Consider the following 25,769-nt stretch of genomic DNA (forward strand, 5'->3'; position numbering starts at 1 on the left):
CGTGACCCGGACCACTCTCGAAGGGGGCTCCGTCGGCACCGCCGGCGGGGCCTCCCCGGCATCCCGCCGGCGCCGCCCCTTCCGTGGCCGCCACGCGCTGACGCTGCTGGCCTTCATGGCCCCGGCGATCGTGTTCGTGTGCTGGTTCACCTACTGGCCGATGCTGCAGGGCGCACGCATGGCCTTCCACGACTGGAACCTGTGGGATCTCACCTCCACCCCGTGGGTGGGTTTCGACAACTTCGTCACCGTCTTCCAGGACCCTGCCTTCCCGATCGTCGCCTGGAACTCCGTCCTGTGGGTCGTCGGCTCGCTCGTGCCTCAGCTCGTGATCGGCTTCCTGATCGCGCTCGCCCTGCGCAAGCGCTTCCGCTTCCGCGGGCTCTACCAGGCGCTCGTGTTCTTCCCGTGGGCCGTCTCGGGCTTCCTGATCGGGATGCTGTTCCGCTGGATGTTCAACGCCGAGTTCGGCGTCGTGAACGACCTGCTCATGAAGGCCGGCCTGATCGACGCCCCGCTGCCCTGGCTGGCGGATCCGAAGCTCGCGATGTTCGCGGTCATCGTCGCCAACATCTGGTACGGCGTGACCTTCTTCGCGATCATGATCCTCGCGGCTCTGCAGTCCGTGCCCGATGAGATGCTCGAGGCCGCGAGCCTCGACGGCGCAGGCAAGGTGCGTCAGCTGTTCTCGATCATCATCCCGTACATCTCGATGACGCTGCTGCTGACGATCCTGCTGCGCATCATCTGGATCTTCAACTTCCCCGACATCATCTACGCGATGACCAACGGCGGGCCGGCGAACCAGACCCACATCATCACGACGTGGATGATCAACTACACGCAGCAGGGCAACTACGGCATCGCGAGCGCCATCGGACTCATCGTCGTCGCGTTCCTGTTCGTGTTCTGCGCGTTCTACCTCATGGCGATGCGGAGGGTCCAGCGATGACCATCACCGGAACCACGGTCACCGAGACCCGGCGTCTCACCGTCCCCGACATCGCGAAGGCACCGCGTCCGAAGCGCAAGGTCTCGGTCGGCGGCGTCGTGCGCGTCGTCGGTCTCGCCCTCTGGCTCGTCATCACGCTCTTCCCGCTGTACTGGATCGCGCTGACGTCGTTCAAGTCGCCGGGAACGATCAACTCCTTCCCGATCGAGTATTGGCCCAGCGAGCCGTCGCTCGACAACTACGTGAGCCTGTTCGAGCAGAGCTCGTTCGGGGTCTTCCTCGGCAACTCGGCTCTGGTGGCGACGATCGCGGGTGCGGTCGCGACGCTCATCGCTCTGCTCAGCGCCTATGTGATCGCGCGCTTCGAGTTCCGCGGCAAGGGGACGGTGCTGGTGGCGTTCCTGCTCACGCAGATGATCCCCGCGTTCATCGCGCTGGGCCCGCTGTACTCGATGATGACCGACCTGGGCCTCGTCGACACCAAGCCCGGCCTGATCCTCGTGTACATCGCGGTCTGCATCCCGTTCTCCACGGTCATGCTGCGCGGTTTCTTCGAGAACGTGCCGGACGCGCTCGAAGAGGCGGCGATGATCGACGGATGCTCGCGCTTCGGCGCGCTGTTCCGGGTGCTCGTGCCGGTGATGACCCCGGGCATCATCGCGGCCTTCATCTTCAACTTCGTCAACTGCTGGAACGAGCTGTTCCTGTCGGTCGTGCTGATGAACACCGACGAGAACCGCACCGTGCCGTCGGCGCTGAACGGGTTCATCTCGACCTTCAACATCGACTGGGGCTCGATGAGCGCCGCAGCCGTGCTGACGATCCTGCCGACCATGGTGATGTTCGCACTCGCGAGCCGCTGGATCGTGCAGGGCCTGACCGCCGGCGCCGTCAAGGAGTAGGCGCATCCGGATATGACGAAGGCCGCCGCCCCTCAGGGACGGCGGCCTTCGTCATGCATCCGTCAGACCAGGCGGGCCTTCGGCGACACCGAGTAGGTGGCCTCTGCATCGCGGTTGACCGTGTCGCCCAGTGCGGTGTCGATCGCCGCGAGCGTGTCGGCGTCGAGCGTCACGCCCGAGGCCTTGACCGTCTCGGCGAGCTGCTCGGGGCGCGAGGCTCCGACGAGAGCTGCGGCGACGTTCGGGTTCTGCAGCACCCAGGCGATCGCGAGCTGCGGCATCGACAGGCCGGCCTGCTCGGCGATCGGCTTGAGCTTCTGCACGGCGGTGAGGATGTCGTCCTGCAGGAACCCCTTGATGAAGTCGGAGCCGCTGTGCGGATCCGTCGCGCGGGAGCCCTCGGGAACCGGCTGACCCGGCAGGTACTTGCCCGACAGCACGCCCTGCGCCATCGGCGACCAGACGATCTGCGAGATGCCGAGCTCCTCCGATGCGGGCACGACCTTGCCCTCGATCACACGGTGCAGCATCGAGTACTGCGGCTGGTTCGAGATCAGCTGCACGCCGAGCTGCTTCGCGAGGGCGTGCCCCTCGCGCAGCTGCTCGGCCGTCCACTCCGAGACGCCGATGTAGAGGGCCTTGCCCTGGCGGACGACGTCGGCGAACGCCTGGAACGTCTCCTCCAGCGGGGTCTCGTAGTCGAAGCGGTGCGCCTGGTAGAGGTCGACGTAGTCGGTGCCGAGGCGCGTCAGCGAGCCGTTGATCGATTCGAGGATGTGCTTGCGGCTCAGCCCGGTGTCGTTCGGACCCTTGGGGCCGGTCGGGAAGTAGACCTTCGTGAAGATCTCGAGACCCTCGCGGCGCTGACCCTCGAGCGCCTTGCCGAGCACGACCTCTGCCGCGGTGTTCGCGTAGGTGTCTGCGGTGTCGAATGTGGTGATGCCGGCGTCGAGCGCCGCGTGCACCGTCTTGACGGCGGCGTCGTCGCCGACCTGCGAAGCGTGCGTGACCCAGTTGCCGTAGGTGATCTCAGAGACCTTGAGACCGCTGTTGCCGAGATAGCGATAGTTGACCATGCCATAACGCTACCGGCCGTGGCAGACGCCGGGCCCGGATCTCCGTGACCGGTCTCAGACCGACGGACGTGAGGCCGGCTCCGGACGCGCACGCCCTCTCGCGAGTGTCGCCGCCAGGATCACCCCCACCGTCAGGGCTACCCCCGCGATCACGCTGACGACGAAGAACGGCATCACCCCCGGGAGGAAGATCCCGCCCGCCACCATGAAGGTGTCCGCCATCCCCATGCCGGGTCCGAAGGACGCGACGAAGAGCCCTGGCCCGCCCAACATCAGAACGCTGAGAAGCGTGATGGCCGGAATCGCGGGGTGTGCGCGAGCTCTCACCGCGATCGCGGCGACGACCACGGCGATCAGCGGGCCGATCGCGAGGATGGAGATCGTACTGGCCTCGTTCAGCGACTCTCCTGCACTGTGCATCTCGGCCTTGACCTCTGCGAGAGAGAGTCCTGGCACCGCGGCAAGCGGTGTGAACACGAGGATCTGCAGTGCGGCCAGGCCGGCGTAGATGACCACGACGGCCACTCCGACCGTGGACACGATGATCGTCTGACGCCGTCTTCTCATGCCGTCACGCTAAAGGCGCTCGCTGAGAGCAGCCCGATACTCCCGCCACGCGACACCGGTGCCACCCAGCGGGCATCCACCCGGCATGACCAGACGGCACCGACTGCAATCGGAACCAACGCTGCAGGCGGTCAGATGCGCGGTTCGACCAGCTGCTCCTGCTCGGCGAGGGTCTGCGCCTGGGCGCGCTTCTCGGCGAGCTCGCGCTCCTGCGCCGCGTCACGCTCTTCGGCGGCCTGCGCGGCCTCCTTGCGCTCGGCGCGGGTCTGCGGTTCGCCTGATCCGGCATCCGCCTGGATCCCCTGCGACTGCACTGTGACGATCGCCGCGCGATCGCGGAACCCCTCGGCGGTCACCTTGTCGAGCGCGACCTGCTTGCGGATCGCCACGGCCTTCTCGTAGAGCGACGGGTCGCCGTAGGAGGTGAGCACCTTCACGAGCACGGGCAGCAGCTCGATCATGAAGAACAGTGCGGCGATGAGGATGTGCGCCCACAGGATCGTCGGCTCCTTCTCGCTGAGCCTGTTCAGACCGCTGATCTGGCTGAGCAGACCGATCGCGCCCGCGTTGCCGGACGCCACCGATTCGGCGCGCGCGTTGTACGCGGCGAGCGCGGTGTCATAGCTGTCGCGCGCGGCGGGCAGCTGAGACTGCGCCTCTTCACGGTTCTGCGACTCCGACGTGCTGGTGTTCTCCTTCGCGGCGGTGCCCGCGGCTGCCAGCTCTTCGTTGGCGGTGCGCAGCTGCGCGGCGAGCGCGTCGTAGGTCTGCTGCGCCTCGGCGAGCTGGGCCTGGGCGGCATCCGAGCTCGCGCCCTCGCCGTTCACGCCGGTGCAGCCGGGAACCGTGCCTGCACCTTCGCCGGTGAGCTCGCACTGGTAGAGGACGCGGGCCTGGTCGATCACGGCCTGCTGCTCGGTCATCTTGGCCGTCAGGTCGTCGACCGTGGCCTGCGCGGCCGATTCGGTCGCCGACGACGAGTCGGTGCCGGCGACGATTCCGGTCGCCGCCTGGTTCTCGAGCTCGGCGACGCGGTCGGATGCGGCGTCGAGCGCCTTCTTCTCGGGGCCGGTCTCGAGTGCATCCTGGTCGGCCTGCGCCTGGGTGATGTTCGTCGAGGCGACCTCGCGCGCGATGTCGTTGTGGAAGATCTGCAGCACGAGCGGCTCGGCGACGACGAAGCCGATGATCGCGGCCATGATCACACGTGGGATCGCGAGGCCGATGAGCTTCCAGACGTTGCGGGTCGACGTCATGGTCGAGGTGAGGAAGCGATCGAGGTTGAAGATGATGAGCGCCCAGACGACCGCCAGCGGCACGGCCAGCCAGATCGCGGCCTGCACGCCCGTGGTCAGTGCGAACAGCATGGAGATCGCCGAGACCAGTGCGGTTCCGGCCAGCACGAAGAACATCTGCACGAAGCGCGGGGTCTCGCCGGGGACGCGGTCGAGGATCTCGCCCTCGGCTCCGCCGAGGATGGCGAGCTTGCGCAGACGCGAACCCGGCACGCGCGGTGCGCGCTCGCGCGGCTGACGCCGGGGCTTGGGCTCACGCACGGGACGGGCGGATGCCGCGGCATCCTGCTCCTGCTCCGGCGCATCGGGCACCTCGGGTGCCTGCTGCGGTTCCGGCAGATCGGCGCCCGTGGGCTCGTACGCGCGCAGGAAGTCGAGGTCGTCCGTGTCAGCGTTCGGGTCGCTGTCGAGGATGATCCGACCCTGCGAATCGAACCGTCCTGGGCGGTGAGCGGAATAGGGCATTCCGACAATCTACGAAATGTCGCCTGTGGAAAACGTGCACGAACCCTGTGTTTCCGCCTCCGCGGGCCTCGTCAGGGTCAGCGCGGCAGCATGCGGACGAGCGCATCGGCGCTCGCGGCGAGCGCGTCCTTGAGCGAGAAATGTCCGGCGGCGCACAGCGTTCCGAGTCCGTGCACGAGGCCCCACACTCCGGTGACGCTCTGCGCGTCGAGGCCCGCCGCCACGGACGCCTCCGACAGCAGCTGCTCGAGTTCATCGATCAGGGGGGCCATGGTCTCGCTCGGCTCACCGGGGATGCACACCGTCGGGTCGTAGATCACGTCGAAGCCGTGCGGATGCTCGACCGCGTAGCGGATGTACGCGGCACCGCCTTCGATCACGGCGGATGCGGAGTCCGGCGCCTCCTCGATCCCGCCGCGCACCGCGTCCACCAGGTCGGCCATGCTGCGCTCGGCGAGGACCTTGAGCAGACCGCGCCGGTCGGAGAAGTGGTGATACGGGGCGTTATGGCTCACGTCGGCGGCGCGGGCGACCTCGCGCAGGCTGATCTCCCCCGCGGGCTTCTCGGCGAGCAGCTGCATCGCCGCCGCCTCGAGGGCGTGGGCGAGGTCACCGTGGTGATAGCCGGATCGGGAACTTGACACAAGCAACATTGTTGCTTATCTTGACACTGTCCACCACTGCTTGACACTGTCAACATAGGAGCGCACATGCCATCCGCACTGATCATCGACGGCCACCCCGATGCCGGATCCCTCACCGCAGAACTGGCCCGACGCTATGCCGCAGCGCACGGCGACGCCCGTGTCCTCGCTCTGCGCGATCTCGACTTCGATCCGTCGCTGCGCTTCGGCTACCGCCGGCGCATGCAGCTCGAGCCCGACCTGATCGACGCGAAGCGCGCACTGGCCGAAGCGCGGACGGTCGTGGTGTTCACGCCGCTCTGGTGGGGGTCGGTGCCGGCGCTGCTGAAGGGGTTCTTCGATCGGGCCCTGCTGCCGCAGCAGGAGTACCGGTACTCGAAGCTCGGGATGCCCGAAGGCCTGTTGACGGCTGCGAACGGACGCCTGTTCCTGCTGGCGGACACCCCGTGGTTCCTCACGCCCTTCACCGGGCTCCCCGCACAGACGCACGTCGCCCGCGGGACGATGAGGTTCTGCGGCATCCGCTCGGTGCGCACCACGCGGATGCTGGGCGTCAAGGACGCGAGCCCCGCGCGCATCGAGTCGTGGCTGTCGCGCGCCCAGACTCTCGGTCGCCGCGACGGCCTTCGCGATCGCGGCACCGGCCCTCAGGCCATGGCGGCGGAGGCAGCCTCGTCTTCGGTCGTCGCGACGAGCTGACCGCACGCACCGTCGATCTCCTTGCCGCGAGTGTCGCGGAGGGTCGTCGGGATGCCTGCGTCGTTGAGGCGGCGCACGAACTCGTTCTGCACCGAGGGCTCGGACGACGTCCAGATCGAGCCGGGCGTCGGGTTCAGCGGGATCGGGTTGACGTGCACCCAGCCGCGGCCGCGCTCGTTGAGCTTGTCGGCGAGCAGGTCGGCGCGCCAGGCGTGGTCGTTCATGTCCTTGATCAGCGCGTACTCGATCGAGACACGGCGGCCGGTCTTGGCGTAGTAGTCGTAGGCGGCGTCGAGCGCCTCGTCGACCTTCCAGCGGGAGTTCACCGGGATGAGCTCGTCACGCAGGTGGTCATCCGGTGCGTGCAGCGACAGCGCGAAGGTGACGGGGATGCCCTCGTCGGCGAGCTTCTTGATGGCCGGCACGAGTCCGACCGTCGACACCGTGATGCCGCGCGCGCTCATGCCCAGGCCGTCGGGCTGGGGCGCGACCATCGAGCGCACCGCGTCCATCACGCGCTTGTAGTTGGCGAGCGGCTCACCCATGCCCATGAAGACGATGTTCGACACGCGCTCCATCGAGTGGTCGTCGGCCTTCTTGCCGCCGAGACCGCCTTCGGCGATCAGGCGGTTGGCGCGGACGATCTGCTCGATGATCTCGGCGGTCGACATGTTGCGGGTGAGACCCGCCTGGCCGGTGGCGCAGAACGGGCAGTTCATGCCGCACCCGGCCTGCGACGAGACGCACAGGGTGATGCGGCCCGGGTAGCGCATGAGCACCGACTCGACCAGCGCGCCGTCGTGCAGACGCCAGAGGAACTTGATCGTGTCGCCGCGGTCGGTCTCCAGGCGGCGCACCTCGGTGAGCAGCGGCGGCAGCATGCCGGCGACGAGCTGCTCCCGGGTGTCGGCCGGAAGATCCGTCATCTCCGCAGCATCCGACGTGTAGTGCCGGAAGTAGTGGGTCGAGAGCTGCTTCGCGCGGAAGCCGGGCAGGCCGAGCTCCTTGACCTTCTCGACGCGCTCGGCGGGCGTGAGGTCGGCGAGATGCACCGGCGGCTTGCCGCGCTTCGGGCTCGCGAACTGCAGCAGCGGCCGCCCCTCGGCATCCTTCTGCTGCGTCCATCCCTCGGTCGCAGGACGCACCTGCGGGGTGCCGGTCGAGCGGACTGCCCCCGAACGGGACGACGCGGGTGCCGTGGCGGGGCGCGTCTCGCGCGTGCGGGGAGTCTCGGTCATACCTCCAGGGTACGCGGTGCCGGGTGGGAAGCGCCTGGGGCGCCGGCCCCGGCGTCCCTAGACTGACCCCATGGACATCATCATCGCTGTCGGCGCGGTCATCGCAGCTGTCGTCGTGGGCGTGGTGATCATCGGCGCCGCACTGCGATCGATGCGCCCGAAGGCACCGGAGCCGCACGTGTTCACCCCGTCGCCGACGATGGCCCGATCCGTGGCATCCGCTTCGACCTCGACCGCCTCGGCATCGCAGCTGACACCTGCGGCGATCGCCGAGATCGATCGTCTCGTCGCCGCCGGGCAGAAGATCCATGCGATCAAGCTCTACCGGCAGCACACGGGCGTGCGCCTGCAGGAGGCCAAGGACCGGATCGACCACTGGTCCGTCAGCACCACGGCACCGCACCTCGCGGCCGTCTCGAACGCCTCGGCCGCCCACTCGTCGATCACGGCGACGCCGTCGTCGGTGCGGGGCGCGCTGCCGGCATCCGTCGCCTCCGAGGTCGACCGGCTCATCGCCGCCGAGCAGAAGATCCAGGCGATCAAGCTGGTCAGGGAGCACACCGGGCTCGGCCTCAAACAGGCGAAGGACGTCGTCGAGGCCTGGCCACACCCGCGCCACTTGTAGTTACAGGCTGCGGTCGGGGAGAATGGAGCCGATCCCCCATCGAAGGAGTCTTCGCCATGCCCGACCGCCTCTCCCGCGCCCGTTCCACCGGCGTCCTCGCCGTCTTGCGCGCACCCTCGCCCGAGCTCGCACTCGAGGCGTCCGAGGCGATCATCCGCGGTGGCGTGACCGGCATCGAGGTCACTTTCTCGACCCCCGATGCCCCCGCGGTGATCCGCGAACTCATCGCGCGCCACGGCGACGCGGCCTACATCGGCGCGGGCACAGTGACGACTGCCGAGCAGGCCGCCCTCGCCGCCGATGCCGGTGCGGAGTTCCTCGTCAGCCCCGGAACCCTGCCCGCTCTGACCCGAGCGATGCTCGAGACCGGCCGCGTCGTCATGACAGGTGCCATGACCCCGACCGAGGTCATGGGCGCGCTCGAGCTCGGCGTCGACGTGGTCAAGATCTTCCCCGCGTCCCTCGGCGGGCCCTCGTACCTCGGCGCGCTGCGCGGACCGTTCCCGGATGCTCCGCTGATGCCGACCGGAGGCGTCAGCCCCGACAACCTCGCCGACTGGTTCCGCGCCGGAGCCGTGGCGGTCGGAGCGGGCGGCGACCTCGCGAACGGCGCCTCGCTCGCTGCATCCGACTGGGCCGACATCGAACAGCGCTCGGCCCGCTTCGCCGCGGCGCTCGCTGCGACCCGCAGCTGAGTCGGCCGATGACCCGGTGATCGAACTCGCACCCCTCGCCTGGGCGGCGCTCGGCCTCGCCGCCGTCACGATCGGCATCTCGAAGACCGCGCTCCCCGGCGGCAGTATCCTGGCCATCGCACTGTTCGCGACCGTGCTCCCCGCGCGCACGTCGACCGCCGCGATGCTCCTGCTGCTCATCGTCGGCGACGTGTTCGCGTTGATCACCTATCGCCGCCACGCGCACTGGCCGACGCTGCTGCGCCTCGCGCCCGCCGTACTCGCAGGGCTGCTGGCCGGCTTCGCGTTCCTCGCGCTCGCGGGCGACGGCATCGTGCGTCGGGCGATCGGCGTGATCCTGCTGGCGATGATCGCAGTCACCCTGTGGCGGCGATGGCGGCAGGACCGGGCGGATGCCGCGTCGCCCGCACCGGGAGGCATCGTGCTCTCGGGCGTCTACGGCACTCTCGGTGGCTTCACGACCATGGTCGCCAATGCGGGCGGACCCGTGATGTCGATGTACTTCCTCGCCACCCGCACGCCCGTGCAGGTGTTCCTCGGCACCTCGGCCTGGTTCTTCGCGATCATCAACCTCGTGAAGATCCCGTTCCTCGCGGGCCTCGGCCTCTTCGAGGGCCACGTGCTGCTCATGGATGCCGTGCTCGCGCCGCTCGTGGTGCTCGGCGCTCTGGGCGGCATCCGCCTCGCGAAGCGCATGAACCAGGTGCTGTTCGACCGCATCGTGATCGTGCTGACGATCGCCGGCGCCGTCTACCTGCTGTTCTGACCGTCTGCTCCCCGCGGCAAGACCACCTCAGTCGAGGAAGATGTCGGGGAACAGCCGGTCGTCGGGAGTGCCGGGGACGGCGGCGTAATGCGAGAAGTCGGTCACGCCGTCGGCCTCGAGCACGTCCTCGACGATCAGGGTCTGACCCGTGTACTCGGCCGCGGGCTTGAGCAGCACCGCGTAGGCGGCGTCGGCGTAGATGTCGGGCGTGCGGCTCGCCGCCATGACCTTGTCGCCGCCGAGCAGGTTCTGCACCGCGGCGGTGGCGATGGTGGTGCGCGGCCACAGGGTGTTGGCGGCGATGCCGTCGCGGGCGAACTCCGCGGCAAGGCCGAGCGTGACCATCGTCATGCCGAACTTCGCGAGCGTGTATCCGGTGTGCGCACCGAGCCACTTCGGCGTCGGGTTCAGGGGCGGCGACAGCGACAGGATGTGGGGGTTCTCGGCGTCCTTCAGGATCGGCACCGCCGCGCGCGAGAGCATGAACGTGCCGCGGACGTTCACGTCCTGCATCAGGTCATACTTCTTCGCGCCGAGGTCGAGCGAACGCGAGAGGTCGATGACGCTGGCGTTGTTGATGACGATGTCGATGCCGCCGAACTCGCCCTGCGTCTTGAGCACGGCCTCGGTGATGTCGTCGTCGTCGCGCACGTCCCCGACGATCGGCAGCGCCTGACCGCCCGCCGCCCTGATCTGGTCGGCGGCCGTGTGCACCGTTCCCTCGAGCTTCGGATGCGGGGTGTCGGTCTTCGCCAGCATCGCGATGTTCGCGCCGTCAGCCGCGGCACGCAGTGCGATCGCGAGTCCGATGCCGCGGCTGCCGCCGGACATCAGGATGGTCTTGCCTGCCAGTGACATGGATTCTCCTTGGAGCGTCGGGGCTTCGGGACTTCGGGGTTCGGGCTTACTTCGGTGCCATGCGGATCGCGCCGTCGAGGCGGATCGTCTCGCCGTTGAGGTAGCCGTTCTCGACGATCTGCTGCACGAGAGAGGCGTACTCGTCGGGGCGTCCGAGACGCGAGGGGAACGGCACCTGCTGGCCCAGCGAATCCTGCGCCGCCTGCGGCAGGCCCATCAGCATCGGGGTCTCCATGATGCCGGGAGCGATCGTGCAGACGCGGATGCCGTAACGAGCGAGCTCGCGAGCGACGGGAAGCGTCATGGCGTGCACGCCGCCCTTCGAGGCCGAGTATGCCGGCTGGCCGATCTGCCCGTCGAAAGCGGCCACGCTCGCGGTGTTCACGATGACACCACGGTCGCCGGTGTCGGTCGCGTCGTTCTTCGCGATCACGGCGGAGGCCTGCGACAGGACATTGAAGGTGCCGACGAGGTTGATGCGGACGATGCGCTCGAAGTCGGCGAGCACGGCCGGGTTGCCCTCGCGGTCGAGCACCTTCGCCGGCGGGGCGATGCCCGCGCAGTTGACGACGATCCGCAGCGGAGCGGCGGCCTGCGCTGCGGCCACTGCGGCAGCGGCATCCTCAGCGCTCGTGACGTCTCCGCCCGAGAACACCCCGCCGAGGTCTGCGGCGATCTCGGCCCCGGCCGACGAGGGCAGGTCGAGGATGGTGACGACGGCGCCGGCGGCGGCGAGCGTCCGCGCGGTGGCGAGGCCCAGACCGGACGCACCGCCGGTGATGAGAGCACTCGAGCCCTGGATCTGCATGCGGTTCTCCTTCGAAACGTGTGCGACTCAGTGTCAGTTTAGCTGATTCCGAGTTTCAGGTGACACATCGCGAAAGCCCCGCGACGGTGTCGACCCCGAGCCTACGCCGCGCACGTCGAAGGGGCGGGGCCATGACGGCCCCGCCCCTTCGGAGTGACTCACGAGATCAGACCTGGATCTGCGCGGCGATGCCCTTCAGCTTGTGGCGTGCGAGCGCGAGGTTCGCCGACGCACTGTTGAGCACGAGGTAGATGAAGAGCCCGCTCGCACCGGTCGTGTTGAGCACGTTGATCAGGTGATACTGCGAGCTCAGGGTGATGAGGATGTCGTCGATCTCATCCGTGATGCCGAGGTCGCGCATCGTCGCCAGCTTGGCGCGCACGACGTTCGAGTTGCCCGCGGCGGCGATCCCCAGGTCGAATGAGGGGTTGCCGCCCTGGGCGAGTGCCATTCCGCTGCCGTAGTCGACGATCGCGGCGCCGGTGGCGCCCTCGATGGCCAGCAGCTGCTGCAGGGCGTCGTCAAGTGAACTCATGTTGTACTGCTCCTCTATGGTGATGCGTGTGCGCTCGACGCCGGCGTCAGGTGCCTGTGCGGATGCCGGGGCGTCGCCGCGCCAGATCCACTCGACGAACTGGTCGAGATCCCGTTCGCCGGATTCCTGCGACGAGATCGCCGGAGCCTTCGGCAGCCCGACCGCGGTAGCGTGAGCGGCATCGGAATCGGCACCGGGTGCGACCTCGGGAGCCGCGGATGCGGACGAGGAGGCATCGGCATCGCTGCCCTGCCGCCGCCACCACTGTGACCGGGACGAAACGCGCACGAAGACCTCTGATGTGTCGAGTGGGATGGATGATGCGGCCGCCGACGGCGACCGGGACTGAGACTAACCGCGTCCCGCCGCCCGGAGCCGGAAAAATACACGCATACCGATATACGTTCGAACATGAGATGAGCGCCCCATGAGCATCCCCTCCACGACGACGGAGATCCCGCCGATCGTGCGGTCACTGGCCGCGGGCGCCACGCTCACGCCGGTATGGCTGAACGGCATCGGCGGGCTCACCTTTCGCACCGACGACGGGCGCTACATCAACTGGGGCCCGCATGACGCCGAGGCGAACATGCGGGACGAAGCGGAGCGGATGCGGTGGGCACGGCGTTGGATCGCGGTTCCCGAGGTGATCGATCAGGGTGAGGACGCCACGCACGAGTGGCTCGTCACGGCTGCGCTCCCGGGCCGCAGCGCTGTGGACCCCCGATGGATCGACGACCCCGAGACCGCCGTACGCGCGGTCGGAACCGCGCTGCGCGCGATGCACGACTCGCTGCCCGTCGAGCAGTGCCCCTGGACCTGGAGCTCCGCATGGAGGATCGCGAACGCGGTCGAGCGCGGCGTCAGGGTGCCGGCCGACCTGCACGAGCCGCCTCGGCTCGAGTACTACCGCCGACTCTGGAACGAGACCTGAGACTCGACTCAGTCGGTCGGCGAGGCGTCCTCGTGCACGGCCACTCGGATCTCCGAGATCCGGCGACGATCGACGGCCGTCACGCGGATCGTCGCACCGGGCACCTCGACCGAATCACCGACCACCGCGAGGCGGCCGAGCATCTCGGTGACGAAGCCCGCGACCGTGTCCGATGCGCCACGGGGCAGCGCGATCCCGGTGATCTCGGCGAAGTCCTGCAGATTGAGGCGGCCGTCGAGTGCGCCGCCGGCGTCCGGCATCCGGTCCTCCGTGTCGTACTCGTCGAAGATCTCGCCCACGACCTCTTCGACGAGGTCCTCGAGCGTCACGATGCCGTCGGTGCCGCCGTACTCGTCGACCACGACGGCGATCTGGTGACCGGCCGCCCGCATGCGGGTCAGGGTGGGTAGCACGCCCGCAGTCGAGGGCACGTACTCGACGGGACGCATGAGTCCGAGCACCGCGCGCGTCGGGTCGTCGGCGGCGGCCTCGAAGAGGTCGCGCACATGCACGAACCCCACGATGTCGTCGAGCGAGGCGTCGATCACCGGGTACCGCGAGAACGGCAGCTCGCGCACTTCCGCGATGGCCTCGGCGAGCGTCGCGGCGCCGTCGAGCGCGACGACCTCGGGACGGGGCCGCATGACCTCGCTCACCTGACGTCCGCGCAGCGACAGCACGTCGTCGAGGATGCGTCGCTCGTCGTCGGGGAGGCTCTGATGCGTCGCGACGATGTCGCGCAGCTCCTCCTCGCTGAGCTCGTCCGCCGCCTTGTGCGGGTCGCCGCCCAGCAGACGCACGACCGCATTCGTCGACACCGACAGCAGCCAGATGACCGGCCCCATGACCACGGCGAAGCCGTCGAGCACCGGCGCGACGGCATACGCGAACTGGGCGTTGCGCTGGATGGCGAGCCGCTTGGGCACGAGCTCGCCGAGCACGAGCGACAGGTAGGCGATCACGAGCGTCAGCAGCACGGTCGAGAGGGTGAGAGCCAGCGGAGCGGCGACCCCGAGGTTCTCGAGCAGAGGCGCGACCGACGGGGCGATCGAGGTCGCACCGTAAGCGGCCGAGGCGAAGCCGGCGACCGTCACGCCGATCTGCACCGCCGAGAGGAAGGTGTTCGGGTTGCGAGCGAGGCTCGCGACCTTCTCGCCTCGTCTGCCACGAGCAGCGATCGCATTGATCTGACTCTCACGCAACGTGACGAGGGCCATCTCCGTCGCGGCGAACACGCCGCCGACGAGGACGAACACGAACACCAGAGCGATGTTCACCGCGAGGTCGCCCATCAGCGGGTCACCTCACGAGGTGCGGGGGTGCCCGAGGTCATTCGGGCGCCGGGTCTGTCGGGGTCTGCGGACGCGTCGGAGCGGCGCGACTGGTTCACGAGTGTTCCTTCTGGGTGTCGGTGGTGAGCGGTGCAGAGCTGGACGGATCAGGAGTGTCGAGCGCGTCGCGCTTGTCGTCGCGTCGCGTCTTCATGAGGCTCGCGACGGTGGCGACGGCGATCGTCGCGCCGATGAAGACGAGCGAGAACCAGATCGGGATCTCAGGCGCCCACAGCATCGGCTCTCCGCCGTTGATGAACGGGAGCTCGTTGACGTGCATCGCGTGCAGCACGAGCTTGACGCCGATGAACGCGAGGATGACCGCGAGGCCCTGCGCGAGGTACACGAGGCGCTGCAGCAGGCCGCCGATGAGGAAGTACAGCTGGCGCAGGCCCATGAGGGCGAAGGCGTTGGCCGTGAAGACGATGTAGGCCTCTTCGGTCAGACCGTAGATGGCGGGGATCGAGTCGACCGCGAAGATCAGGTCGACGAAGCCGATCGCGATGATCACGAGGAACATCGGCGTGAAGAATCGCTTGCCGTCGCGCTGCACGGTCAGGCGGTCGCCGTTGTACTCGTCGCTCACCGGCAGGATACGGCGCACGAAGCGCATGAATCGGCCGTTGGCCGGGTTGTGGTCGCCCTGTGCGAACGCCTGGCGGTAGGCCAGGAACAGCAGCAGCGCACCGAAGAGGTAGAAGATCCAGGAGAAGTTCTCGATCAGCGTGGCGCCGAGCGCGATGAATCCACCGCGCATGATGAGCGCGATGACGATGCCGATCATCAGCACCTTCTGCTGATAGATGCGCGGCACGGCGAAGCCGGTCATCACGATGAGGAACACGAAGAGGTTGTCGATCGACAGCGCCTTCTCGGTCAGGTACCCGGCGAAGTACTCACCGCCGTACGTCCAGCCCGACACGGTGCCGATGCCGACGCCGAACAGCAGGGCCAGACCGATGTAGAACGCCGACCAGCGGGCGGACTCGCCGATGGTGGGCTCATGGGGCTTTCGCACGTGCGCGAAGAACTCGTACACGAAGAAGGCGATCGTGACGGCGATCGTGATGATCCACACGAGGGGGGTGATGTTCAAGGAGGTCTCCAGAAGACGAGGCGTGACGAGGTCGACGCCAAGGTCTTCTCCATCCTCGAGAACGAGGACCGGGGACCCGGGATGCAGGGACATCCGTAATGACGAGCCGCCCGTGGTGGAGTACTCCCCTTGGGTTCACTCGATGCTAGCGAATACATCGGCATTCCAGCTATGAGAACGCTGAGTGGATGCTGCCAGGTCCGGTGGTTCGGGCGGCGATGTCAGGTCCTGGGCTCGTCAGGCGGTCGGGCCGAGGATGAAGTTCCACGCACCCGTGAGCACCGCCGCCGCGATCGCCACCACCGGGATCACCGCCGCGACGATGACCAGCGCCGTGTCGCGTCGGTCCCACCTCGACTCCCGCGCCCACGAACGCGGTGCCGCACCGCCGAAGCCGCGAGCCTCCATGGCCGTCGCCAGCGACGATCCACGACGGATCGCCAGCACGAACAGCGCGAACGCCATGCCGAGCGCACGACGGACCCGCCCCTCGTCGGCCACCCCGCGCGCACGCCGCGCGAGAGACAGCGCCCGCCAGTCGTCGACGAGCAGGCCCAGCATCCGCATCCCCGCGAGCGCGCCGACGACGAATCGCGCCGGAAGCCTCACCCGCTGCGCGAGGTCGTCGGCGAGGTCGGTGGGGTCGACCGTGATGAAGAGCACCACCGCGGGGAGTCCGATCGCGAGCACGCGCACGGCGGTCGCCGCAGCGAGCGCGAGCGACCCGTCGCTGATGCGCATGACGAGCCACTCGACATGCACGGTGCCGCTGGTCGCGCCGTAGAGAGCGATCGTGACCGCACTGAGCGGCGCCGCGATCCACAGCACCGCGGTGCGGGTCCAGAACTCCTTCGCGCGCAGGCCAGCGAGCACGAGCAGAGGGATCTCGAGCAGCAGGGCGACGGATGCCGACACCACGTCGATCGTCAGCACGAGGGGCAGGGCGATGAGGAGCGCCGCGATGAGTTTCGCGAGGGCCGAGCGCGGGGCGATCGGACCGGACCGTTCGACGCGGGCGGTCAGCGGATCGATCATCGTCCCACCTCGATGCGCCGAGCGTGCAGAGCCTCGAGCACGGCCTCGTCATGACTGATCGCCACGATCGCCGTGCCCTCGTCGCGCAGACGTGCGATCAGGCCGACGAGTTCGGCCCAGGTCGTCGCATCCTGCCCGAAGGTGGGCTCGTCGAGCACCAGCATCCGGGGCCGCGTGGCGAGGGCGGCGGCGACCGTGAGCCGCCGCTTCTCTCCGCCCGACAGGGTGTAGGGATTGGCTGCGGCGAGCGAGGTGAGCCGCAGTCTTTCGAGCAGGTCGTCGACTCGGGAGGCGATCTCGGCGTCCGGCAGCTTCAGCGCCCGCGGCCCGACCGACAGCTCGTCGCGCACGGTCTTGGCGAGCAGCTGGTGCTCGGGCGTCTGCATGACCGACGCGATGCGCGTGAGCAGCGCGCGCGACGACCAGTGGATGGGATCCGGCTTCTCTCCGGCGGCGAGGGGCGGCAGAGCGGCGACCCGACCCTCTTCGACCGGGATCAATCCCGCGAGCGTGAGCCCGAGCGTCGATTTGCCTGCGCCGTTCGCACCGGTGACCCCGAGCACCTCTCCGGCACGCACATCGACGTCGAACGGACCGGCGACGGCGAGCCCGCGCCTGCGAGACACAGTGAGACCACGGGCCTCCAGCAGCGTCGCTCCCGGCCGCTGCGCCGGTGCGGGCGGGACGGCGGGCGGGTGCCCGGGAACCCAGACACCGGATGCCGCGAGCTCCGCGCCCCGAGCGCCGAGGACCGCGTCCGGGCTGCCGTCGGCGAGCACGACCGTTCCATCCGGCTCGGCGCCGAGCACGATCACCCGGGTCACGAGCGGCAGCCAGATGTCGATGCGATGCTCGATGACCACGAGGGTCGCACTCGTTGCATCGAGGGCGGCGGCCACGGCATCCCGTACGTCCCGCACCCCCTCGGGGTCGAGGTTCGCCGTCGGTTCGTCGAGCAGGATGGCACCCGGTCGCATCGCGAGCACGCCGGCGAGGGCGAGACGCTGCTTCTGACCGCCCGACAGCGCGGCCGTGGATCGATCGAGGTCGACGTCGAGCTCTACGGCGTCCAGCGCCGCGCGCACCCGCTGCCAGATCTCGTCTCGGGGTACGCCGAGGTTCTCGCAGCCGAAGGCGACGTCGTCGCCGACCCTCGCGAGGATCGTCTGCGTATCGGGATCCTGCAGGACCATCCCGACCCGACCCCGGGCGTCGGTGGGCGGCACGCCGTCGACGAGCAGCGCACCGTGCGTCTCGCCCTCATCCGCACCGCCGAGCACCCCACCGAACCCCTGGAGCAGCGTCGACTTGCCCGAGCCGGAGGCGCCGAGCAGCAGCACCCGCTCCCCCGGCTCGATGCGCAGGTCGACGTCGCGCACCGCCCAGCGCCGTCGCGTCGCGTACCGCCACCCCCAGCCACGGGCTTCGAGGGTGGCGGGCGTCGTGAGCGAGCTCACACCCGTGCGGTGACCTCGCGGCCGGCGGCGAACCGGCTGAGGGCGCCCGTGGCGGCGAGGCCTCGGGCGATCAACCATGCCCCGAGTCCGGCGATGACCGCGCCCGAGATGGTCGTCGAGACGATGTAGACGCTCGTGAAGAGCGTGTCGGCGCCGGCGTACCAGAGGATGCGGTCGTTGATGCCGCAGGCGAGACCCGCACCGGCACCAGCCAGCATCGCGACAGGCAGCCGCCAGACGCCGTACAGGAAGATCAGGAACACCAGCTCTGCGCCGAGACCCTGTACGAGGCCCGAGACGATCGTGAGCGGGCCCCACGCGTTGCCGACGAGTGCTGAGATGATCGCGGCGACCAGCTCGGTGTACAGAGCGGCACCGGGCTTGCGGATGATCAGGCCGCCGAGCACTCCGGCGATCAGCCAGGGGCCGGCGAGCAGGCCCTGCACACCGGGGAGCAGCGGCGTCAGGATGCTGCTCGGCACCTCGTAGCCGACGTTCCAGAGCAGGAAGATCATCGCGCATGCGACGGCGATGACACTCGCCACGACGATGTCGACGACCCGCCAGCGCCAGAGCTGCGGGCGACCGAGGCCCGTCGACGACTGCGTGGCCGATGCCGATCCCGTGGTGGATCCGGACGTGGATGTACTCATCTGTGACTCCTCCCTGCGCTGGCATGACCCAGATCAGGTTCGACGGTCGAAGCGCGATTCGCTCCCTCTCAGCCCGGCTCGCCGGACTCCCGTGGTTGTACCCACGATCTTACCCAGAGGCGACACCCCGCGTCCTCTCCCGCTGCAGCGACACGGATCCCCGCACGAGTTCGGTACCGTGAGGAGGTGACCGCTCCCGATTCCGCCGAGGCCACCGCCTCCGCCGTTCCTGCGGATGACGACGTCTCTGCGATCTTCACTCCTGAGGCGACTCCCCCCGCGCAGTGGGCGGAGGAAGACAGCGGCGGCACTCCCCTGACGTGGGTCGACCCGGTCGACGTGGCCCAGCACCCGGCGACCGACGCGCTCGATGACGCGCCGGCCGTGGAGAGCGGCGGTGCACTGCTGACCGGAGCGCACCTGCGCCCGGCGATCGCCCGGCCCGGCGTGCTGGTGCCGCTCGGCGTCCTCGTCGGCTTGCTCGGCACCTACGCCGGATCGGCCATGCTGTGGCCGTTGCACGAGGTCGCGCCGACGGTTCAGGCCGTCGAACTCGCCCCCGTCGCGGCGCCCGCCGCCGCGATCACCTTCCCTGCCAAGGGAAGCGCTGCCGTGGGGATCGGCGGCATCGGCACGACGTCGTCGTCGCTCGACGCTGCGGCGATCGCAAGCGTCACCAAGGTCGTCTCGAGCTTGATGGTGCTCGAGCGGATGCCCCTCGCCGTGGGCGAGCAGGGCCCCGAGTTCTCGTTCACGCGGGCCGACAACCTGGCCTACTGGGACTACCGCCGCTCCGACCAGTCCGCGCTCGACGTGCCCGTGGGGGGAACTCTCACCGAGTTCCAGCTCCTCCAGGGAACGCTGCTCGGATCGGCCAACAACTACATCGACCGGCTCTCCGCGGAGATCTGGGATTCCCCGTCGTCGTTCACCGCCGCAGCAGCTGTGTGGCTGCGCGACCGTGGTCTCGACGACATCACGATCATCACTCCGTCGGGCTTCGACGACCGCAACCGGGCCACACCCGAGTCGCTCGTCGCGTTGGCCGAGATCGCGATGCAGAACCCCGTCTTCGCCGGCATCGTCGGAACTCCGTCGGTCGATCTTCCGGGTGCGGGCACGGTGGTGAACACGAACGGGATGCTGGCGGACCCCGGCGTCATCGGCGTCAAGACCGGCACGCTCGGCGACAGCTGGAACCTGTTGACCGCGAAGGTCGTCACCGTCGACGACACGACTGTGCATCTGTACGCGTCGGTTCTCGGTCAGGCCGACGACGCGCAGCGCCTCACGGAGACCCGTTCGCTGTTCACGCAGGTCGAGACGGCGCTGGAGCAGCAGACTCCCGCCGTCGCCGAGGGCACGGTCGTCGGCACCGTCACCACGGCGTGGGGCGCGAGCACCGATGTCGTCACGGATGCGGATGCCGATGTGGTCCTGTGGAACGGCGCCGTCGCCGAGGCCTCGACGGACTTCTCACTCGGCGACAACCGCGAAGCGGGCGACGAGGTCGGCACGATGACGAGCGTCGGGCCGTTGAACACGGTGACGACGTCGCTGTCGCTCGCCGACGATGTCGATGCCCCGAGCCCGTGGTGGCGGCTGACCCACCCCCTCGAACTCCTCGGCATCACGGCCGACCAGCGCTGACGCGTCGTCCCTCCAGCGAAAGCCCGACGGACGCAGAACGCCTCGCCTCCCGGGATTCGGGAGGCGAGGCGTTCTGTCACTTCAGGGGCTCTGTCGCTTCAGGCGCTCTGGCGCTTCAGGCGCCCTGGCGCTTCTGGCGCTTCAGGCGCTCTGGCGCTTCAGGAGCGTGAGGCGCCTCCGGCATCCGGCCGTTCGACGACTGCCTGCGCGGCCGCTACCTCGGCGGCGGGAGTCTGCGCCCCCACCGAGACGCCGACCTGTGCCGACGCAGCCGCGTCTTCGGCGTCGCCGCTCATGACGACCGGAGTCGACCCGGTGAGCGCGTCCTCTGCGTCGATGTCGGTCGCCGCCTGTTCGAACTGCGACTGGTAGAGGCGCCAGTAGGCGCCCTGCGCGGCGATGAGCTCGTCGTGCGTGCCCTTCTCGACGATGTCTCCGTGCTCCATCACGAGGATGAGGTCGGCATCGCGGATGGTCGACAGGCGGTGCGCGATCACGAACGACGTGCGTCCCTGTCGAAGCGCCGCCATCGCGTGCTGCAGCAGCAGCTCGGTGCGGGTGTCGACCGCCGACGTGGCCTCATCGAGGATCAGGATCGACGGCTGGGCCACGAACGCTCGCGCGATCGTGATCAGCTGACGCTCGCCCGCCGAGACGTTCGACGCGTCTTCGTCGAGCACGGTGTCGTAGCCCTCGGGGAGGGCATGCACGAAGCGATCCACATAGGTCGCCTTCGCCGCTTCGAGAACCTCGTCGTCGGTCGCGGTCGAGCGTCCGTACCGGATGTTCTCGCGGATGCTCCCCGCGAACAGCCACGGGTCCTGCAGGACCATGCCGGTGCGAGAGCGCAGCTGGTCACGCGTGACCTCGGAGATGTCCTGACCGTCGAGCAGGATGCGCCCGCCGTTCAGTTCGTAGAACCGCATGATGAGGTTGACGAGAGTGGTCTTGCCCGCTCCCGTCGGGCCGACGATCGCGACCGTCTGACCGGGCTCGACCCGGAACGAGAGGTCGGTGATCAGCGGACGGTCGGGAGTGTACGAGAACGCGACGTTCTCGAACTCCACGACGCCCTTGCCGTCGGCGAGCTTCGGAGCATCCGCGTCGTCCGCTTCCTGCTCTTCGGTGTCGAGGAGCTCGAACACCCGCTCGGCCGATGCCGTACCGGACTGCACGACGGCCGCCATTCCACCGAGCTCGGACAGCGGCTGCGTGAACTGCTGCGAGTACTGGATGAAGGCCTGCACGTCTCCGAGACGCAACTGCCCGTTGGCGACCATGAGACCGCCGAGCACCGCGATGCCCACGTAGGTGAGGCTGCCGACGAAGGTCATCGCCGGCATGATGATGCCGGAGAGGAACTGCGCCTTGAAGCTGGCCTGGAACAGCTCCTCGTTCTCGCCCTGGAATTTCTCCAGCGCGTCCTGCTCGCGACCGAAGACCTTGACCAGCGCGTGACCGGAGAAGGCCTCTTCGACGCGAGCGTTCAGACGCCCGACCTTGCGCCACTGGGTGCCGAACGCCTTCTGCGAGCGAGGACCGATGACGCCGAAGATCACACCCATGAGCGGGAGCGCCACGAGCGCGACGAGAGCGAGCTGCCAGGAGATCGAGAACATCAGGACCAGCACGCCCACGACCGTGAGTACGGCCGTGATCGCGCCGGACAGCGACTGCTGCATGGTCTGGGTGATGTTGTCGATGTCGTTGGTCACGCGCGAGATCAGATCACCGCGCTGCACCTTGTCGAAGTACGACAGCGGCAGACGGTTGATCTTCGCCTCGACCTGCTCGCGCAGACGCCACATGGTGCGGACCATGATGACGTTGATGACGTAACCCTGGATCCAGCTGAGGAAGGCGGCGGTGACATAGATCGCCAGCACGGCGATGATGATCCACCGCAGCGCGTCGAAGTCGACACCGTCACCGACACGGAAGGCGCCGAGGGCCTCGACCTGGTTGGCGAAGTCGTCCTGTCCTCCCTGGCGGAGTGCCGCGACGACATCGTCCTGCGGAGTGCCGGCGGGGAACCCGGGGAAGTCCCCGTTCGCCTGCGCGAGCTGCACGGAGATGAAGCCCTTGTAGATGAGGTTCGTGGCCTCACCCAGGACCTTCGGCGCCGCGACCGTGAGCACGACGCCGACGGCGCCGGCGATCGACACCAGGATGAACCAGACGGCCGACGGCTTGAGCAGCCCGATCATCCGGCTGAAGCTCTTGCCGAAGTTGTCGGCCTTTCCGGGAGCGACGCTGTCCCAGCCGCCGCCGTCCTGGCGCGCCTTCTCGGCGAGCTCGGCCTCGTACTTCTCTTCGTCTGTCAGCTCCGGCTCGACCGCAGTGGTCGTGTCCGCCGCCTTGGCCGCGCGACCGCGGCGGGTCCGGGGAGCGTCCTGCTCGCTCATGCGTCCACCCCCAGCTGCGATTCGACGATCTCTCGGTAGGTCGTGCTGGTCTCGAGAAGCTCCTCGTGCGTGCCGACGCCGACCATGGTGCCCCCTTCGAGGACGACGATGCGGTCCGCATCGGTGATGGATGAGACGCGCTGCGCGACCACGATCTTGGTCACGTGCGGCAGTTCACGCCACAGCGCCTGCCTCAGTCGGGCGTCGGTGGTGAGGTCGAGCGCGGAGAACGAGTCGTCGAAGACCAGGATCTGCGGTTGACGGACGATCGCGCGGGCGATCGCCAGGCGCTGACGCTGACCGCCCGAGACGTTGGTGCCGCCCTGAGTGATCCTCGAGTCGAGCCCCTGGGGCATCTCCTCGACGAAGTCGCGTCCCTGAGCGATCTCCAGCGCATGCCAGAGCTCTTCATCGGTCGCGTCCTCGCGGCCGTACCGGAGGTTCGAGGCCACCGTTCCGGTGAAGAGGAACGGACGCTGCGGAACGAGGCCGATGGTCGCCCACAGCGACTCGACGTCGGCATCGCGCACATCGGCGCCGCCGACGAAGACGGCTCCGCCGGAGACGTCGAAGAGTCGTGGGATCAACGACACGAGGGTCGTCTTGCCGGCACCGGTCGATCCGACGATCGCCACCGTCTCGCCGGGCTCGGCCGCGAAGCTGATGCCCTTGAGAACGGGAGAGTCGGCGCCCGGGTAGGTGAACTCGACGCCGTCGAAGGCGACCGAACCGGGTGTCGGGAAGTCGGTCACGCCGTCGGCCGGCCGCACCATGCTCGACTGCGTCTCGAGGACCTCGCCGATGCGCTCGGCCGACACTGCCGCGCGCGGGATCATGATCGCCATGAAGCTGGCCATGATGACGCCGCCCATGATCTGGCCGATGTACTGCATGAAGGCGAAGATCGTGCCGACCTGCACCGTGCCGCTGTTGACCTCGATGCCGCCGAACCACACGACCGCCACGATCGTGACGTTGAGGATGAGCATGAACAGCGGGAACAGCAGGACGAACAGCGAGCCGACCTTGCGGCCGACGACCATGATGTCGGTGTTGGCACCGCGGAAGCGCTCTTCTTCGATGCCCTCTCGGACGAAGGCACGGACCACGCGCACGCCGGTGAGCTGCTCGCGCAGCACGCGGTTCACGGTGTCGAGCTTTCCCTGATAGCTGCGGAACAGCGGAACCATGCGGCTGACGACGAGACCGGCGACGATCAGCAGCAGCGGGACGGACACGGCGATGAGCCAGCTCAGGCCGATGTTCGTCTGCACGGCGAAGATGATGCCGCCGATCGCGAGCAGCGGCGCGGTGACGAGCATCGTCGCGCCCATCATCGCGAGCATCTGCACCTGCTGCACGTCGTTCGTGTTGCGCGTGATGAGCGAGCCGGCGCCGAACTCCGACACCTCTCGCTCGGAGAATCCGCTGACCTTGGCGAAGACGTCGGCACGGATGTCGCGCCCCGCACCCATCGACGCGCGAGCCGCGAAGTAGGTCGCGATGACCGACGCGATGATCTGGCCGAGCGAGACGGCGAGCATGAAGAGCCCGGTGCGCCAGATGTAGGCGGTGTCGGACTGGGCCACGCCCTTGTTGATGATGTCTTCGTTCAGGCGCGGGAGGTAGAGGGTGGCCAGAGCGCTGGCGAATTGGAACACCAGCACGGCGACGAGCAGCCACTTATAGCGGGCGAGATAACGGAGGAGGATTTTTCCCAGCACAGGCGGACTTTCTAGGAAGGATGAATCGGCGGATCTCCCGACGGGCGGACGCAGGCCGACGATCGCGCACATGCAAGGGTGGCACGAACTCCGGACATTCGTATCCCCCTGTGGGCGGACCTTCGCTCACAGCGAACCATTTCGGGCGCGGCCAGCGGTTTATGCACCGCGGCGAACAACCGCGGATATATCGAATTGCTCTAGAAGAGGGGGTCTTCGGGCGTGAAGTGTCGAGCGTCGGCGCCGGGGTCTGCAGGCAGTTCGGAGATCGTCGCCGGGTTCCACTTCGGATTGCGGTCCTTGTCGATCAGCTGCGCCCGGATCCCCTCCACGAGGTCGGGATGCCGCAGGACGAACCACATGACGCGGCGGTACTCACCCTCCAGGGCGGCACGCAGGTTCGGCAGCGCACGTGCTTCCCGCACGGCGTCGAGCGTGACGGCCAGCCCGGTGGGCGCCAGGCTCTCGAGCAGATCCGCGGTCGCCGCGGCATCCGGGGCCTCGTCCGCGCGCAGCCGCGACACGATCTCCGCGACCGTGCCGGCGGAGAACGCGTGGTCGATCCATCCCCGAGAGGCCGGAAGCGTCGACGGATCGGGAGTCTCGTCGAACAGCAGCACGATCTCGGCCGGTCCTGTCGGATCGGCACGATACGCGAGCGCCTCGCGCAGCGCGTCGAGGCGATCGGAGGGCACGAAATGGTCGGCGAAGCCGAGCAGTACGGCGTCCGCTCCGTTCATCGACGCCCCCGTGAGCCCGAAGTATTCGCCGAACCGCCCAGGAGCGCGTGACAGCAGCCACGTGCCGCCCACGTCGGGCGTGAAGCCGATCCGCGTCTCCGGCATCGCGAGCTTCGATCGCTCGGTCACGATACGGATGGCCGCGTGGCCCGACAGTCCGACGCCTCCGCCCATCGTGATGCCGTCGGCGACGGTGACCACGGGCTTCGAGTACTCGGCGATCATCGCGTTCAGCGCGTACTCCGCGCGGAAGAACTCCGCCGTCTCATCGGATCGGCCCTCCACGATCTGCGCGTGCAGTCCCCGCACATCGCCGCCGGCGCACATGCCTCGGTCGCCTTCGCCGTCGATCAGCACGATCTGCACATCGGTGTCGTACCGCCACCGCTCCAGCGTGCGCGTGATCTCCTGCACCATGCCGAAGTCGAGCGCGTTGATCGCTTCCGGTCGGTTCAGGGTCAGCCTGCCGAGGGCTCCCTCGGTACGGACGAGGACCCGGGAAGCGGCGCTGGATTCGGTCACGATTGCCAGGCTACCCGGTGGATTGAGCCTTGCATCCGGCCGTGTCTGTACGGTAAATGCACGATCCGGCGGCTTTTCCGGCAGGATAGACAGAACT

Annotated in this window: 24 protein-coding genes and 1 riboswitch; of the genes, 8 read left to right on the forward strand and 16 right to left on the reverse strand. The window is 68.4% G+C overall.

Going from position 1 to position 25,769, the window contains the following annotated elements:
* Position 1: 1 nt before the first annotated feature.
* Entirely contained in the window at positions 2–952 is a 951-nt protein-coding gene (locus AKG07_RS10920; protein ID WP_053097971.1) for a carbohydrate ABC transporter permease, read from the forward strand.
* Positions 949–1,854, forward strand: coding sequence for a carbohydrate ABC transporter permease (locus AKG07_RS10925; protein ID WP_201778457.1), 906 nt, complete (start codon positions 949–951; stop codon positions 1,852–1,854). Before AKG07_RS10920 ends, AKG07_RS10925 begins: the two co-directional genes overlap by 4 nt.
* Positions 1,855–1,916: 62 nt before the next feature.
* Here the strand turns inward: AKG07_RS10925 and AKG07_RS10930 are convergent, their stop codons facing one another.
* The 4 genes from AKG07_RS10930 to AKG07_RS10945 all read right to left on the reverse strand — a co-directional run bounded on the left by AKG07_RS10930 (position 1,917) and on the right by AKG07_RS10945 (position 5,901).
* Positions 1,917–2,930, reverse strand: coding sequence for an aldo/keto reductase family protein (locus tag AKG07_RS10930; protein WP_053097972.1), 1,014 nt, complete (start codon positions 2,928–2,930; stop codon positions 1,917–1,919).
* 54 nt (positions 2,931–2,984) lie between these two features.
* Positions 2,985–3,497 carry a hypothetical protein gene (locus AKG07_RS10935; RefSeq protein ID WP_150115125.1) on the reverse strand — a complete coding sequence of 171 codons (513 nt, stop codon included), beginning with the start codon at positions 3,495–3,497 and terminating at the stop codon, positions 2,985–2,987.
* A gap of 131 nt (positions 3,498–3,628) precedes the next feature.
* Positions 3,629–5,257, reverse strand: coding sequence for a DUF4407 domain-containing protein (locus AKG07_RS10940; protein ID WP_053097974.1), 1,629 nt, complete (start codon positions 5,255–5,257; stop codon positions 3,629–3,631).
* 77 nt (positions 5,258–5,334) lie between these two features.
* Positions 5,335–5,901 (reverse strand): TetR/AcrR family transcriptional regulator, encoded by a 567-nt coding sequence (locus AKG07_RS10945; RefSeq protein ID WP_053097975.1) that lies wholly within the window; start codon positions 5,899–5,901, stop codon positions 5,335–5,337.
* A 66-nt stretch (positions 5,902–5,967) separates the two neighbouring features.
* Here AKG07_RS10945 and AKG07_RS10950 point away from each other — a divergent pair, with 66 nt between their 5' ends.
* Positions 5,968–6,600: an NAD(P)H-dependent oxidoreductase gene (locus AKG07_RS10950; protein ID WP_053097976.1), complete on the forward strand. Its 633-nt coding sequence runs from the start codon at positions 5,968–5,970 to the stop codon at positions 6,598–6,600.
* Here the strand turns inward: AKG07_RS10950 and rlmN are convergent.
* Positions 6,549–7,838 carry a 23S rRNA (adenine(2503)-C(2))-methyltransferase RlmN gene (rlmN, locus tag AKG07_RS10955; RefSeq protein ID WP_171821948.1) on the reverse strand — a complete coding sequence of 430 codons (1,290 nt, stop codon included), beginning with the start codon at positions 7,836–7,838 and terminating at the stop codon, positions 6,549–6,551. The genes AKG07_RS10950 and rlmN overlap by 52 nt on opposite strands.
* A 70-nt stretch (positions 7,839–7,908) precedes the next feature.
* Here rlmN and AKG07_RS10960 point away from each other — a divergent pair, with 70 nt between their 5' ends.
* From AKG07_RS10960 to AKG07_RS10970, 3 genes are read left to right on the forward strand one after another with little or no spacing between them, the layout of a single operon-like run.
* Positions 7,909–8,463 (forward strand): ribosomal protein L7/L12, encoded by a 555-nt coding sequence (locus AKG07_RS10960; protein WP_053097977.1) that lies wholly within the window; start codon positions 7,909–7,911, stop codon positions 8,461–8,463.
* Between the two features lie 56 nt (positions 8,464–8,519).
* Positions 8,520–9,158, forward strand: a complete 639-nt coding sequence (locus AKG07_RS10965; RefSeq protein ID WP_053097978.1) for a bifunctional 4-hydroxy-2-oxoglutarate aldolase/2-dehydro-3-deoxy-phosphogluconate aldolase — start codon at positions 8,520–8,522, stop codon at positions 9,156–9,158.
* A gap of 16 nt (positions 9,159–9,174) precedes the next feature.
* Positions 9,175–9,924 (forward strand): sulfite exporter TauE/SafE family protein, encoded by a 750-nt coding sequence (locus AKG07_RS10970; RefSeq protein WP_053097979.1) that lies wholly within the window; start codon positions 9,175–9,177, stop codon positions 9,922–9,924.
* Positions 9,925–9,951: 27 nt separating this feature from the next.
* Here the strand turns inward: AKG07_RS10970 and AKG07_RS10975 are convergent, their stop codons facing one another.
* The 3 genes from AKG07_RS10975 to AKG07_RS18060 form a co-directional block, all read right to left on the reverse strand.
* Positions 9,952–10,782 (reverse strand): SDR family oxidoreductase, encoded by an 831-nt coding sequence (locus AKG07_RS10975; protein ID WP_053097980.1) that lies wholly within the window; start codon positions 10,780–10,782, stop codon positions 9,952–9,954.
* A 46-nt stretch (positions 10,783–10,828) separates the two neighbouring features.
* A complete protein-coding gene (locus AKG07_RS10980) occupies positions 10,829–11,590 on the reverse strand; it encodes an SDR family NAD(P)-dependent oxidoreductase (RefSeq protein WP_053097981.1) in 762 nt (253 codons plus the stop codon).
* A gap of 166 nt (positions 11,591–11,756) precedes the next feature.
* Positions 11,757–12,413: a hypothetical protein gene (locus AKG07_RS18060; protein ID WP_233277249.1), complete on the reverse strand. Its 657-nt coding sequence runs from the start codon at positions 12,411–12,413 to the stop codon at positions 11,757–11,759.
* Positions 12,414–12,552: 139 nt separating this feature from the next.
* Here AKG07_RS18060 and AKG07_RS10990 point away from each other — a divergent pair, with 139 nt between their 5' ends.
* On the forward strand, positions 12,553–13,059 hold the full coding sequence (locus AKG07_RS10990) for a phosphotransferase (protein WP_082297907.1): 507 nt from the start codon (positions 12,553–12,555) through the stop codon (positions 13,057–13,059).
* Positions 13,060–13,067: 8 nt separating this feature from the next.
* Here the strand turns inward: AKG07_RS10990 and AKG07_RS10995 are convergent, their stop codons facing one another.
* The 5 genes from AKG07_RS10995 to AKG07_RS11015 form a co-directional block, all read right to left on the reverse strand.
* Positions 13,068–14,351: a hemolysin family protein gene (locus AKG07_RS10995; RefSeq protein WP_053097982.1), complete on the reverse strand. Its 1,284-nt coding sequence runs from the start codon at positions 14,349–14,351 to the stop codon at positions 13,068–13,070.
* Between the two features lie 94 nt (positions 14,352–14,445).
* Positions 14,446–15,486: a TerC family protein gene (locus AKG07_RS11000; protein WP_053099269.1), complete on the reverse strand. Its 1,041-nt coding sequence runs from the start codon at positions 15,484–15,486 to the stop codon at positions 14,446–14,448.
* A gap of 237 nt (positions 15,487–15,723) precedes the next feature.
* Positions 15,724–16,521, reverse strand: a complete 798-nt coding sequence (locus AKG07_RS11005; protein ID WP_053097983.1) for an energy-coupling factor transporter transmembrane component T family protein — start codon at positions 16,519–16,521, stop codon at positions 15,724–15,726.
* A complete protein-coding gene (locus AKG07_RS11010) occupies positions 16,518–18,056 on the reverse strand; it encodes an ABC transporter ATP-binding protein (RefSeq protein ID WP_171821949.1) in 1,539 nt (512 codons plus the stop codon). Before AKG07_RS11010 ends, AKG07_RS11005 begins: the two co-directional genes overlap by 4 nt.
* Positions 17,975–18,631, reverse strand: a complete 657-nt coding sequence (locus AKG07_RS11015) for an ECF transporter S component (protein ID WP_053097984.1) — start codon at positions 18,629–18,631, stop codon at positions 17,975–17,977. Before AKG07_RS11015 ends, AKG07_RS11010 begins: the two co-directional genes overlap by 82 nt.
* Positions 18,625–18,734, reverse strand: a riboswitch (TPP riboswitch). It overlaps the preceding gene by 7 nt.
* 83 nt (positions 18,735–18,817) lie before the next feature.
* On the opposite strand from AKG07_RS11015, the gene AKG07_RS11020 reads away from it, so the two are divergent.
* Complete coding sequence (locus AKG07_RS11020; RefSeq protein WP_053097985.1) at positions 18,818–20,281, forward strand: hypothetical protein; 1,464 nt, start codon at positions 18,818–18,820, stop codon at positions 20,279–20,281.
* Positions 20,282–20,439: 158 nt separating this feature from the next.
* On the opposite strand, the gene AKG07_RS11025 is transcribed toward AKG07_RS11020, so the two are convergent.
* The 3 genes from AKG07_RS11025 to AKG07_RS11035 all read right to left on the reverse strand — a co-directional run bounded on the left by AKG07_RS11025 (position 20,440) and on the right by AKG07_RS11035 (position 25,672).
* The gene (locus AKG07_RS11025; RefSeq protein WP_053097986.1) at positions 20,440–22,686 is read right to left on the reverse strand and encodes an ABC transporter ATP-binding protein; all 2,247 of its coding nucleotides are present in this window, start codon (positions 22,684–22,686) and stop codon (positions 20,440–20,442) included.
* Positions 22,683–24,410, reverse strand: a complete 1,728-nt coding sequence (locus tag AKG07_RS11030) for an ABC transporter ATP-binding protein (RefSeq protein WP_053097987.1) — start codon at positions 24,408–24,410, stop codon at positions 22,683–22,685. Before AKG07_RS11030 ends, AKG07_RS11025 begins: the two co-directional genes overlap by 4 nt.
* Before the next feature lie 200 nt (positions 24,411–24,610).
* Positions 24,611–25,672, reverse strand: coding sequence for an enoyl-CoA hydratase/isomerase family protein (locus AKG07_RS11035; protein WP_053097988.1), 1,062 nt, complete (start codon positions 25,670–25,672; stop codon positions 24,611–24,613).
* Between the last annotated feature and the right edge of the window lie 97 nt (positions 25,673–25,769).

It is taken from the genome of Microbacterium sp. CGR1 (assembly GCF_001266755.1).
GTDB lineage: Bacteria > Actinomycetota > Actinomycetes > Actinomycetales > Microbacteriaceae > Microbacterium.